Annotated in this window: 12 protein-coding genes; 2 read left to right on the top strand and 10 right to left on the bottom strand. The window is 60.8% G+C overall.

Translation table 11 applies throughout. The features are described from left to right. Positions 1 to 5: 5 nt before the first annotated feature. Positions 6 to 518, top strand: a complete 513-nt coding sequence (locus QE494_RS11440; RefSeq protein WP_300043454.1) for an HD domain-containing protein — start codon at positions 6 to 8, stop codon at positions 516 to 518. 54 nt (positions 519 to 572) lie between these two features. On the opposite strand, the gene QE494_RS11435 is transcribed toward QE494_RS11440, so the two are convergent. The 8 genes from QE494_RS11435 to QE494_RS11400 all read right to left on the bottom strand — a co-directional run bounded on the left by QE494_RS11435 (position 573) and on the right by QE494_RS11400 (position 9,312). Next, positions 573 to 1,553, bottom strand: a complete 981-nt coding sequence (locus QE494_RS11435) for a D-2-hydroxyacid dehydrogenase family protein (protein WP_300043452.1) — start codon at positions 1,551 to 1,553, stop codon at positions 573 to 575. Continuing rightward, positions 1,550 to 2,311, bottom strand: coding sequence for a hypothetical protein (locus tag QE494_RS11430; protein ID WP_300043450.1), 762 nt, complete (start codon positions 2,309 to 2,311; stop codon positions 1,550 to 1,552). The genes QE494_RS11435 and QE494_RS11430 overlap by 4 nt, the downstream gene beginning before the upstream one ends. A 53-nt stretch (positions 2,312 to 2,364) precedes the next feature. Continuing rightward, the gene (locus tag QE494_RS11425) at positions 2,365 to 4,056 is read right to left on the bottom strand and encodes a peptide ABC transporter substrate-binding protein (RefSeq protein ID WP_300043448.1); all 1,692 of its coding nucleotides are present in this window, start codon (positions 4,054 to 4,056) and stop codon (positions 2,365 to 2,367) included. A gap of 72 nt (positions 4,057 to 4,128) precedes the next feature. Continuing rightward, a complete protein-coding gene (locus tag QE494_RS11420; protein ID WP_300043446.1) occupies positions 4,129 to 5,064 on the bottom strand; it encodes an ABC transporter permease in 936 nt (311 codons plus the stop codon). Continuing rightward, positions 5,061 to 6,014: an ABC transporter permease gene (locus QE494_RS11415; RefSeq protein WP_300043444.1), complete on the bottom strand. Its 954-nt coding sequence runs from the start codon at positions 6,012 to 6,014 to the stop codon at positions 5,061 to 5,063. The genes QE494_RS11420 and QE494_RS11415 overlap by 4 nt, the downstream gene beginning before the upstream one ends. Before the next feature lie 3 nt (positions 6,015 to 6,017). Continuing rightward, on the bottom strand, positions 6,018 to 6,959 hold the full coding sequence (locus tag QE494_RS11410) for an ABC transporter ATP-binding protein (RefSeq protein ID WP_300043442.1): 942 nt from the start codon (positions 6,957 to 6,959) through the stop codon (positions 6,018 to 6,020). Then, positions 6,956 to 7,969, bottom strand: coding sequence for an ABC transporter ATP-binding protein (locus tag QE494_RS11405; protein ID WP_300043440.1), 1,014 nt, complete (start codon positions 7,967 to 7,969; stop codon positions 6,956 to 6,958). The genes QE494_RS11410 and QE494_RS11405 overlap by 4 nt, the downstream gene beginning before the upstream one ends. Before the next feature lie 32 nt (positions 7,970 to 8,001). Then, on the bottom strand, positions 8,002 to 9,312 hold the full coding sequence (locus tag QE494_RS11400) for a CapA family protein (protein ID WP_336619437.1): 1,311 nt from the start codon (positions 9,310 to 9,312) through the stop codon (positions 8,002 to 8,004). 285 nt (positions 9,313 to 9,597) lie between these two features. Between QE494_RS11400 and QE494_RS11395 the strand changes: the two genes are divergently transcribed. Beyond that, positions 9,598 to 10,503: a LysR family transcriptional regulator gene (locus QE494_RS11395; RefSeq protein WP_300043436.1), complete on the top strand. Its 906-nt coding sequence runs from the start codon at positions 9,598 to 9,600 to the stop codon at positions 10,501 to 10,503. Positions 10,504 to 10,569: 66 nt separating this feature from the next. Here the strand turns inward: QE494_RS11395 and QE494_RS11390 are convergent, their stop codons facing one another. Next, positions 10,570 to 11,325, bottom strand: coding sequence for an RNA pseudouridine synthase (locus QE494_RS11390; protein ID WP_300043434.1), 756 nt, complete (start codon positions 11,323 to 11,325; stop codon positions 10,570 to 10,572). 1 nt (position 11,326) lies between these two features. After that, the coding region (locus QE494_RS11385) for a DbpA RNA binding domain-containing protein (RefSeq protein ID WP_300043433.1) at positions 11,327 to 11,560 on the bottom strand (234 nt) is incomplete at its 5' end.

The raw sequence follows: 11,560 nt of genomic DNA, 5'->3' as shown, positions 1-11,560 counted from the left end.
TGGAAGTGCGCGGCCAAAGCCAGTACGGCATGGAGGCCATCAGCCAGCTCGAACACGCACTGCAGTGCGCGCACTTGGCCGAGGAGGCAGACGAGACGCCCCAAACCGTCGTGGCTTGCCTGCTGCATGACCTGGGGCATTTGCTCGTAGCCGAACGTGAAGGCGTGGCGGAGCACGATGCCCGCCAGGACGATCTGCACCAGTTCATCGCCCTGCCTTTCCTGCGCGCCCTGTTTCCCGACGCAGTCCTCGAACCGATCCGCCTGCATGTGGACGCCAAGCGCTACCTCTGCCGGGTCGATTCCGGCTACTGGGCCGACCTATCGCCGGCTTCCAAGCACAGCCTGGAATTGCAGGGCGGAATCTTCAGCGAGGCCGAAGCGGAAAAATTCATGTCACAGCCCTTCGCCGCTGAAGCGGTACGACTACGGCGTTACGACGATCTGGCCAAAGTCAAGGGCAAGCAGGTGCCGGTTCTGGCTTACTTCGCTGAGCGGCTCAAGGAGGTCAGCCACTGAGGTTCCCCTGGGAAGTGGCGGCGCATGGGTTGGTACGTGAGCTGCCAATCGTCACTAGCGAGGCCTGACTAGAACCTCCGGATTCACCACGCGAATCGGCCGCCCCTTGATGAACGCGACGATGGCCTCTACAGCGTCCTCGTAGTAGACCGTCAACATCTCGGAGGTGAAGTAGCCGATGTGGGGCGTGAGGACAGCATTGGCTAAGTGCCGGATCGGATCATCGGTCGGCAGGGGCTCCGCTTCGAAGACATCGAGTCCGGCACCTCCGATCAGGCCGCGCGTGAGCGCGTCAATCAAGGCAGGCTGGTCGACGAGCCCCGCCCGTGAGGTGTTGATCAAAACGGCAGACTTCTTCATGCGACTGAGCTCGGCGGCCCCTATGAGCCCGCGGGTGCTGGCGCTGAGGGGGATATGCAAGGTGACGACATCACTATCGGCTAGCAATGTCTCAAGTGGAGCGTACACAGCGCCTTGATCGGCAGCCCGTTCGGCGGTCATGTTTGGGCTCCATGTCAAGACCCTCATCTCGAACGCATTTGCATAAGCTGCCATGCGGCTTCCGATACGTCCCAAACCGACAACGCCGATCGTTTTGCCTTTTAGAGTGAAGCCGAGGCGAGATTGCCACCCTCCGCTCTTGATGCTGGCGTCTTCATGTGCAATATGACGAGCTGTTGCGATGACGAGACCCCAGGCGAGCTCAGACACACCGCCTCCACCCCGGGTGACCTCTGAATTCGAGACAACAATGCCAAGTCTTGTTGCGGCAACGACGTCGATCGCGTCAAAGCGCATTCCGGTGACTGCGATGTATTTGAGGCGAGGCAAGCGCGAGAGCAGTCGGGCGTCGAAGCTCGACCGCTCCCGGAGCGTGCAAATGATGTCGAAGTCTGCGAGGGCTTGCGCTGCCTCGTCATCGTCTGAAAACTTTTTCTTGAAGACGACTACTTCTGCCAGCGCGTCGACCGGGCTCCAGTCGACCAGAGTCCGCGCGATATCGATGTAGTCGTCAATGATCGCGACGCGGATCAAGCGGCCTCTGCCTGTCGGTATCGGGGGAACTGGAGTACCAGCACATGCAGGCCAGAATCGATTGCCTGCACTGTGTAGCTGCCATCTTCCGGCCGGACAAAGGCCATCGACAGTCGGTCGAGAGCGCCATGTTCGGGATCGATCAGTGCCCCTGCCATGACCAGCCAAAATTGGCCCCCACTGTCCGCTGCTGAGGGGCCGCGCAAGGACTGGCCTCCAGGGACGAGGCACGACCAGGCGGCTAGCCCGTCTGCCTTTGGATCGATCAGAGGCGAGAGGGTGGCCGCGCTCGGTGGAGCCCACTCGCAATTGTCAGTGGGCGATGGCGTGTGGAAGGTAATTTCTCGGCGACTTTCCCGGTGAGGACGCAGCTTCTCGACATGGTCGGGTAGCCACTGCGCACCCGGGTCATAGGCATTGCGCAAGGTCATATAAGCAAGGCCTGTGTCCCCCGCGACGATCGGGCCATAGCCCGAGTACGGCCCGACGAAATGCCCCAGCCCGGGGTCCGCGTCATGCGCGCCAATGCGCCCTGCGCCGGTCACAAAAATTTGAAACTGATCAGCCTCATGGAAATGCGCCCGCAATTGTGTGTGTGGCGCTTGCTCCACCAGATAGGCGATGGGCGATGGCCGTCTCGGGTCAGGCCTCTCCCCCTTGTGGCGGTCTTCCCCCATGAATTGCGTACGGTAATTGGCGTTTGAGTGGGGGCTCCATCGATTGAGGAACGCCTTTTCTGCCGCGACGGCGGTGACCATATCTGTTCTCCGAAGAGGAAAGTGAGTGAGCCTGCGTTGCCTGCGCGCAGACGTTACGGCGCCCGTTTCCAGTACTCGGCCCAGTTGGTAGGCTGGTCGTATCGAGGGACGTCAAGCCCGGTCATGCCCTTAGGCACCACCCAGGAGGAGGCGTAGTAGTAAAGCGGCAGGATAGGAAGATCTTCCATGGCGATCTGCTGGACTTTGGCCCATGCCGCCCTCGCCGCTGCCGGCTGCAACGCCTTTTCGGCCTCCGCAACGGCTGCATCCATCGCTGGGCTGGAATAGCCGGCAAAGTTGTTCCCGGTGTAGCCATTCTTTTCGGTCGGGATGCCGCTTGTTCCAAGGTAAATCTCGGGTGACGTGGACGGCGGAAATTGGATAGACGACAGGCCAATTCCGGTGAAATTGCGTTTGCGCATCTCCTCGCCGTTGTAGACACCGATCTGGGCCTGCTTGACGGCAACATCAACGCAAACGGACTTGAGTTGACTTTGGATCACCTGGGCGATTTGCACCCGCGTCTGGTTGCCTGCAGTCGTCAAAAGCTCCACGGAAAGTTTCTGGCCAGCTGGATTCACGCATACACCATCCGCGCCCGGCTTCCATCCCGCCTCAGTGAGGATGGCTTTGGCGCGTGCCGGATCGAACTTGTAGCGGGGTACCGCGTCGGAATAGTTGCTGCTGTTTTCGGAGAGGATGCTGGTGGCAACCGGCTGGAGCTTTTCAAAGAGCTGGGTGCTGATGGCCTCGCGGTTGATAGCAAAGGCAATCGCTCGGCGCACGCGAGCGTCGGCAAGTGCCGGGTTTTTAGTCTGGAAGACCAGCCGCTCGAGGTTGTAGCCGGCTTGTACCGGGAAGTCGAAACGGGCAGCCTGCTGTTTTCGCAGGGTCAACATCTGGGCGAAGCTGATGCCGCCGGGGCTGACCGGTAAAGCGTCCAGGTCGCCAGACAGCAGGTTCTGAACGAGGGCGGCCGCGTTGCTACGGTAGCTCAGGATGATGGACTTGATCTGAGGCGCTACCGGCCAGAACTTGTTGGGGGCCATCGTGATCTGGGCGCCCATCTGAATCGAAGTGACGGTGTAGGCGCCATTCCAGAGACCCGGGGTCGTGGGCTCGCGGTTGTACGCGCTTTGCTTGATGTACTCCTCCGCAGACCTGTGCTTGGCGTAGATGGGCCCTTCAATGTGAGCCGGGAGGACCTGGTCCCAGCTGTCATAGCCTGATTCCACTGCGTCAAGATGCAGGACCACCGTCTTCGGATTGGTTATGTCGACCTTGGTCGCACGCGTCCACGGGTTGTAGTTGGAGAAGCCCGCGGCGCCATCGTTTGCCATCTTCCAGGTGAAGGCAATATCTTGTGCGCTAACCGGGGTGCCATCGCCCCACTTGGCGTCGGCGCGCAGTTTCAGGGTGACTTGCATTCCCTTCTTGCCACCCGGCAGGTCCACTATTTTGGCCAAGCCATTTTCCAGCGAAGGCTTGGTCTCGCAAAGCAGGCACACACTCTGCCCCCTTGCGTCATAGGCCGTGATCGGACGCTGGATGAAACCCATCAAGAACAGTTTGGTGTTATTGACCTGAATCAGCGGGTGTGAATTGGGCACGAACTGAAGCTGGCCAATGACCAGCTTGGTCGGATCGGGTGCTGCCGTAGCGGGCGTTGCCATCACTCCGGCGGCAACAAATGCCAAGGTCATCAAGGTGCCGCGATAGGGCTTGTTTCGCACATTCATCATCATGTCTCCTCACTCCTTGTAGGGCGCCGTGCGCCTGATTTGCTACCAACCGCTTTTGTCCGTATCGCGGCCTGGTTACCGCTGCTGAGAGCGCGGATCAAACGCCACACGCAGGCCATCGCCAAGAAAATTGAAGGCGATGACGGTGAGAAAAATCAATAGCCCGGGATAGACCGCCAGCATCGGCGCCGTGGAGGCCAGCTCCTGGGCGTTATTGAGCATGTTCCCCCAAGTGGGCGTCGGCGGCATCACGCCGACACCAAGAAAACTGAGGGTGGATTCAAGCAAGATGACGCGTCCAATCGTCAATGTGGCTGCCACGATGATGGGCGTCGCGACATTTGGCAAAACATGGATGCCGATGTTGTAGGGGGGGCCTCCTCCGCTGACGCGGGCCGCCAGTACGTAGTCCTGGTGTACGACGGTGAGCGTGCCAGCCCGAACGACGCGGGCAATCGTGGTCCAGTCAACCAGCGAAATGATGATGACGATGCGCCAGAACGAGACCGTCGGGCTCTGGACGACTTCAGGTGGCAGGCCCAGTTTTGCCAGATCGATGGCCGCCAAGATGACGAGCAATGGCACGAGGGGTAGGGCGATCATGCAGTCCGTCGTTCGCATCAGGAACGAATCAGCGCGCCCGCCGAGGTAGCCCGCGAGCACGCCAATCGTCACGCCGATGATGCAACCGAAGGCGGTAGCCAAGAGCCCGACTGATAGCGAGATCTGCCCGCCGTACATCAGGCGCAACAACACATCCCGGCCAATTTCGTCAGTGCCCAGGATGTTGATCTCCGACGGGGGGTTGAACCTGGCCAGCAGATCGGTCCCGTTAGGGTCTAGCCCCATCCAAGCTGCGTAGATCGGCGCGCTGAAGCAGAAAACGGCCAAGAGCACGAGGAGGCCGAGCGACAACATTGCTGGCCGATGTTTTTTGAGGACGCGCCAGCGGTCGCTCCAGATTGAGCGCGAGCCTCGGCCAATTGCAGCAGGGAGGGCGTTTGTGCTCATTTGAGTGCGATCCTCGGGTCGAGCCAGCCATAAGCGAGATCGGCCACCAAACTCGCCAACAGCGTCACCAAGGTGGCGAACAGCATGCCGACCATCGCAACGTTGAAATCTTTGAGCATGACCGCGTCATAGATCGCCTTGCCCATGCCCTGCACGCCAAACATGGCTTCTACAACCAGTGCGCCGGACATCAGGCTGCCAAAGCTCAAGGCCATCAAGGTCACCACAGGCACGAGCGCGTTGCGCAGCGCGTGGCGGCGCAAGATCGCTATGCGGCTGAGGCCCTTGGCCCGCGCTGTGCGGATGTAGTCTGAGGCCAGCGTTTCGATCATCGAGGCGCGAACGTAGCGCACGTACTGGCCCATGCTAAACAGCGTCAGCGTCAGCACCGGGAGAACGAAGTAGCTCATTTGTCGCAGCAGCCCCATGTCCGGGTCAACAGCCGTCGCAGTGGCGGGGAACCACTGCAGCTTGACCGAAAAGACAATCAAGAACAGCAAGGCGACCCAATAAGCTGGTGATGAGACACAGGCAAAGGCAAAAAAGCTGATGAAGTTGTCCAGCCAACCGCCTGGTTTAAGCGCTGCCAGGCTGCCCAAAATGATGGAGGCTACGACGCTGATCACAAAGGTCCAAATCATCAGCTTCGAGGTCTGTACCAAGGCTGGGCCCAGGATCTCCATCACGGGCTTGAAATGGGAGGACGAGTAGCCGAAATCGCCACTGGCAAGATTGGCCAGCCAATGGCCATAGCGCTGGATCAGGGGCTGGTTGTCTCCGTACAGCGCACGCATCTGGGCCACCAACTCTGGCGTGACGGCAGGGTTTCCTTCCAACATCAAGTCCACCGGATCGCCAGGTAGCAGCGAGATCAGGTTGTACAGAAGAAAGGACATGATCAGCGCCACAAGGGCGGCTTCGGCGATACGCCGCAGGGTGTAGCTTCCCATGGCTTAGTCCTTGAAGTGGCAGGCGGCCAGTTGCGTTGGCCGGCCAGGGGCGGATTCGAGTATGGGAGCAACCTGTCGGCAGAGATCCGTGGCCATTGGGCAGCGCGGATGAAAAGTGCAGCCCCTCGGAGGGTTGAGCGGGCTGGGAATCTCTCCCCGCAGCAAGTGCGTTTGGCCAGATCGGCGCCCCCCGATTTTGGGAGCCGCCTGAAGCAGTGCCCGCGTATAGGGGTGGCTCGGATTCCTGAACAGGTCGTCCCGGGATGACACCTCCACGATACGTCCGAGGTACATCACGGCGACCCGGTCAGCCACGTGGTGAACGACGGCCAGGTCGTGGCTGATGAATAGCAGGGTCAGCCGGCGGCTTTCCTTCAAGTCCATGAGCAGGTTGAGGACCTGGCTCTGAATCGATACGTCCAGCGCCGAAAGCGGCTCGTCGGCGACGATTAGCTCAGGGTCTGCGACCAGTGCCCGCGCGATCGCGATGCGCTGGCGTTGCCCGCCGGAAAACTCATGTGGAAACCGTTCAGCCGCATCCTGGGGCAAGTTGACTTGATCGAGCAGCGCCAGCGCTCTTTCGCGCCTTTCCTTGGCATTGCCACGCCCCAGCAGGCGTAGGGGCTCCGCGACGGTGTCGCCCACCAGCATCCGTGGATCCAGTGCGGAGAAAGGGTCTTGGAAGACCATCTGGATTTTTCCGGCCACCTCCAAGGGCGCGCCGCGGAAACGCACCGTACCGGAGGTGGGTGCGCCAAGGCCTGCGACCACCCGCCCGAGAGTTGACTTTCCGCTGCCACTTTCGCCGACAAGGGCGAGCGTTTCGTTTTCGTTGACGTGTAACGAGACCTTGTCCACCGCCTTGAGGGTCTTGCCCTTCTTCAGCAAACCTGAGCCGACCCGAAAGTGCACGCTCATGTCATCGATTTCCAGAAGCGACGTCATGTACCCGCCTTATGACAAGCGACCCAATGGCTGGGGCCCTGCAGTTCGAGCGCCGGGGAAACCTGGGCACACTGGTCGTCGGCCAGGTGGCACCGCTTGGCAAACCTGCAACCCGTCGTCCCGGCGGCCATACTTTGTACCGCGCCAGGGATCACGGCCAGACGCTTGACCGGGTGATCCGGATCAGGGAGCGTTTCAATCAGGCCGCGGGTGTATGGGTGCAAAGGCGCGCTGAACATCACCTGCGAGGAGGCGCGCTCGACGACGCGGCCCGCATACATCACCATGATTTCGTGGGCGACCTGCGACACGACTGCCAGGTTGTGGCTGATGAATTGGATGGCCGTTCCGGTTCGATCCTGCAGTTCAACCATGAGGTCAAGAATCTGGGCCTGGATGGTGACGTCTAGCGCGGTGGTGGGCTCGTCAGCGACAAGGAGCGCGGGCTGGCACGCCAGCGCGATGGCAATCATTGCCCTTTGCCGCATCCCGCCTGAAAGATGATGTGGGTAGTCGTTTGCGCGCTCTCGCGGCGAAGGGATTCCGACGGCGGCGAGCAATTCGATCGCTTCCTCGTGGGCGGCCCGCTTGCTTGTTCCGCGGTGTCGCACGATGACCTCGGCGATCTGCGTCCCAATCTGCATCACGGGATTGAGCGCACTCATGGGCTCCTGGAAGACCATGGCGACGCGGTTGCCTCGCACGTTCTCCCATATCCGCTCTGAGGCGCCTTCCATCTCCTGGCCGGCGATGCGGATGGAGCCAGAGCCCGATAAATTGGCGGGCAGCAAGCCCATGACCGCAAGCGAGGTCATTGTCTTGCCGCAGCCGCTCTCTCCGACAACGCCTAGCGTCCGCCCAGAGGCAATCGAATAGGAAACGTCCGAAACTATTTCCGTTACCGCCCCCTCTCGCTGGGAGACGATAGACAAGCTGTTCACCTCGAGCGCCTTCGCAGGGGCACTCGGACTGGTGGATTGCAGCTGCGCCAGCGCAGTGTGCTCGGTCATGGACTTGCTGTTGTGAGCAAAGTGCCTGTCTTTCAGAAGCGAATGATGCCGACCTCGCCTTCAATGGCGACCTGGGTCCCGAAATTCGACGATAAGCGCTGGATCCGCGCGAGTGTGCGTTGAGCGGATTCGCCCGTGGCGATCAGAGGGCGCCCGTCGGTCAGGGCATGCTCGCCTTGGCCGGTGCCCCGCGTGATACTGCCGTCCTTGGCGACACGCCCCATTTCCACCGGATGGAGCTTCATCTGCACGAACTTTCCATCCTTCATTTCCAGTGACATCAGCGCGGAGTTCCACCAGCCTTCGACGTGCTTGTCCATTCCGGGGTGCAGCGGATGATCAGCCGGATTCAGTTGGGGAAGCCGGTCCATGTCATGCCCCCAAGTTTCGTAGCTGTCGTAGGGAACGCGTCGGATGAATTCAGACTGGGCAAAGAAATTGCCCGTCCCGTAGATGATGGGCTTGCCCTTGTAGATCTCGACCCCCAGACACCAGTGCCAACCGTGTGCCACATAGACGTCGGCACCTGCGTCAATTGCGGCATGCGCAAATTCACGCACGAACATCGGCACCTTCTCTCGGCGCTTGCCATCTGCGATATTGAAATGGTGCGCGACGATGACGAAGTCCGCCATCTTGTGGGCCTCGTCGATCGAGCGGACGTTGCCTTCCAGATCGCGGCGGTGGCAGCTACTCTGTATTTCGAACCGATCGCCGACAACGAAGGCGTTCGCGGCACGAGTCGACTGGTCGCCCGGCATCTGGAAGCCGAATTGGCCCGGTTGGAGGCCGGTGCCCATGGTGCTGCCATCGCTTTCGCGAAGGACATCCAACTCCCGGGCGATGGCCTTCATTTGCTCTGCGGCTTCGGCTGTCAGCACGTACTTGAAGCTCGCGCGTAGCGGGTTGATACCGGGCCGGCCAGCGAAGCCGCCCTTTGCCAGGCTTGCCCATTCATTGGGCTTATTGCCGGACGACAAGGAAATGAGAGCCACTCGGCCGTGCTTCGTCTCTAGGTAAGCAGGTGCTCGCGCTGCTTCGAGGTCGACGCCGGTGCCTGCGACCGTCAAGCCTGCTGCCCGGCAATGCTTCACGGTAGCGAGTAGGCCCTCGGGGCCAAAGTCCAGGCTGTGGTTGTGCGCCAGGGACATCATGTCAATGCCTGCCCATTTCAAGTCCTTGGCGATCACGGGCTCGGACAACATGAAGCTACCGAGCCAGTCGCCCCGGTTCGGATAGGTCACCTCATCTTCTTCCGCCATATTCATTTCGAGGTGACCGTAGGTGAGGTCTGCATTGCGCATCAGCTCATAGACGCGCGTTGACTCGGCGTCGTCGTGCACACCAAACGGCCTGGACACCATGCACTCGCCGACTAGCGTCACATTCCAGTTCAACTTGGGGGAGGCCATAACTAAATCCTTTCGCTTCTAGCAGCGGGTTGTCTGATGGTGGTGTCTTGAATTTCTGCTTCCTTCACCGCGTTTTTCCACGATTTCCGTCGGTAGTCCTGGCTCAGGTTAGAGAAATTATTGGACTCCAGTTTGGCCAGAGATGCTGGTCAAAGTTATCTCAGTTATAGATTTAAGGAATATCATCCGGCCTCAGCACAAAGGAAAAATCGGACGATGGACCTCCGCCAACTCAGATATTTTTCATTGGTTGCGCGGCTGGGCAGTTTCAGCCGAGCCGCGGACGCCCTGAACTTGAGTCAGCCTGCGCTTAGCAGACAGATCCGCACATTGGAGGATCACCTTGGCCGGCGTCTGCTGGTTCGCAATGGCCGCGGCGCTACCTTGACTGAAGCCGGGCAAAACTTGTTCAAGCACGCGCAGCGCATTCTGGAAATGGTGGAGACCGCCGAGAGTGAGGTCAAAGGAAGCGGGGCGGGGCGGTTTGCGATTGGTCTGCCATTCATCATTGCAGCGACGATCGGTAGCCAGTTGATTGCGACGCTGCGATCGGTGGATCCGAGCGCCAACTTCAGCGTGATTCAAGGGCGCTCGAAGTTCCTGATGGAGCAGTTGAGCGCCGGATCTTTGGATGTAGCGATTGTCTTCAAGCCTACGCCGAGCCCCTTGTTTAATGTGACGCACTTGGTGGACGAGGAGCTGTTCCTGATGGCGTCGCCGCGGGCAGCGAGGTCTTTGTCGCGTCATCTGCCAATTTCCATCGAGAGTTTGAGCGAACTCCCTCTGATCGCACCGACAAGGCCAAACTCGATCCGCAATACTTTGGAAGAGGCGATGCGCCGTGTCAAAAAGACGCCTGCCTTCACCATGGAGATCGACAACTTGGGGACAATTGTCGAGATGGTTTCCCGGGATCAGGGGGTCGCAGTGCTGTCCAAAATGGCTCGAAATCTTTCGGCGAGAAAAGCCGACATCACGCCCTTGCCACTCTTCCCCAATCTTAGAGTGGAGGTCTGCTTGGCAGTCTCCAGCCGAAGCTCCCTGTCTCAGCCGAGTCGGCAGCTCTTGGAGCTGACCGAGCACGTCGGCCGGGAGTTGCTGCGGACTGCGGTGAATCAATAGGACGCCGACTAAATTGGTCTTTCTCTCAAGCCCCAGGCCTGACCTGAAACCTGAGGGCACTCACGTCTAAAACCGCTCTCCCACCGGCAAATACCGCCACTGCCCCACCGGCAACCCCGCCATTGCAACGCGGCCCACGCGGATGCGCCGCAACCCGACGAGTTCCAGGCCCACCTGGGCGCACATCCACTCAATCCACTCCGGCGCAATGCCTTTCAAGGCGAAGCGCAGCCGCGTTTCGCTTTGCCAGCTCACGCGCGCCGGGGGCAAGGGCTGTCCGTCCCAGCGCAGGCCGTGACACAAACGCGCCAGGCCGTTGGGGGCGATCTCACCCCTTACCTCGGCGACGAGTTCCTGCTCGATGACGCCCGCGTCTTCGGTGAGCTTGCGCACCACCCGAAAGTCCTGGCTCAAGATGCACAGCCCGCTGGCGGGGTCGGGCAGCGCCAGCAGGGGCTTTCGCCCAAGCAGGTGGGTTCGGCTGGGGCGGATGCCCGACGTGTCTTCGCCCCAGTGCGCGGCCTGCGTCAGCAGCGCCGCGGCCGCCTGGGGCCCCATGCCCTCGGGCTTGTGCAACAAGAAGGTCACCGGCAAGGCGTCTTGCAGCTGGGCCTGCGGGTCGATGTCGACATGCTGGTCGGGGCGCACCCGCATTTGGGGGAGCTCGGCGCGCTGGCCGTCTACCTTCACAAAGCCCTCTGCAATGTATTGCTCAGCCTCACGGCGCGAGCAGGGCACTTGCGCGGCGACGCGCTTGGCCAGGCGCTCGCCGTCGTCCGGCGAACGAGGGCGTTTGGCAGCGGTGCCTGCGGGTCGGTCCATCTCAGGCTTCGTCCACCAGCAGGCGCGCCTTGACCGAGCGGCCTTTGATGCGACCGCTGTTCAGGCGCGTCACCGCTTCCCGCGCGATGCGGCGGTCGACCGCCACATAGGTGGCGAACTCGTTGATGTCGATCTTGCCCACCTGCTCGCGGGTGTAACCCAGGTCGGCAGTGAGGGCGCCCAACACGTCCCCGGGTCGAATCTTTTCCTTGCGCCCGGCCTGGATGTGGACAGT

It is taken from the genome of Ramlibacter sp. (assembly GCF_029866045.1).
Lineage (GTDB): Bacteria > Pseudomonadota > Gammaproteobacteria > Burkholderiales > Burkholderiaceae_C > Ramlibacter.
The sequence above is the reverse complement of the archived record's forward strand: the minus strand, read 5'-3'. Positions and strand labels throughout refer to the sequence as shown.

Coding starts and splice junctions, on each gene's coding strand:
- QE494_RS11390 (WP_300043434.1), bottom strand. CDS start 11,325: ATGGACCGACCCGCAGGCACCGCTGCCAAACGCCCTCGTTCGCCGGAC.
- QE494_RS11405 (WP_300043440.1), bottom strand. CDS start 7,969: ATGACCGAGCACACTGCGCTGGCGCAGCTGCAATCCACCAGTCCGAGT.
- QE494_RS11430 (WP_300043450.1), bottom strand. CDS start 2,311: ATGGTCACCGCCGTCGCGGCAGAAAAGGCGTTCCTCAATCGATGGAGC.
- QE494_RS11395 (WP_300043436.1), top strand. CDS start 9,598: ATGGACCTCCGCCAACTCAGATATTTTTCATTGGTTGCGCGGCTGGGC.
- QE494_RS11425 (WP_300043448.1), bottom strand. CDS start 4,056: ATGATGATGAATGTGCGAAACAAGCCCTATCGCGGCACCTTGATGACC.
- QE494_RS11410 (WP_300043442.1), bottom strand. CDS start 6,959: ATGACGTCGCTTCTGGAAATCGATGACATGAGCGTGCACTTTCGGGTC.
- QE494_RS11415 (WP_300043444.1), bottom strand. CDS start 6,014: ATGGGAAGCTACACCCTGCGGCGTATCGCCGAAGCCGCCCTTGTGGCG.
- QE494_RS11420 (WP_300043446.1), bottom strand. CDS start 5,064: ATGAGCACAAACGCCCTCCCTGCTGCAATTGGCCGAGGCTCGCGCTCA.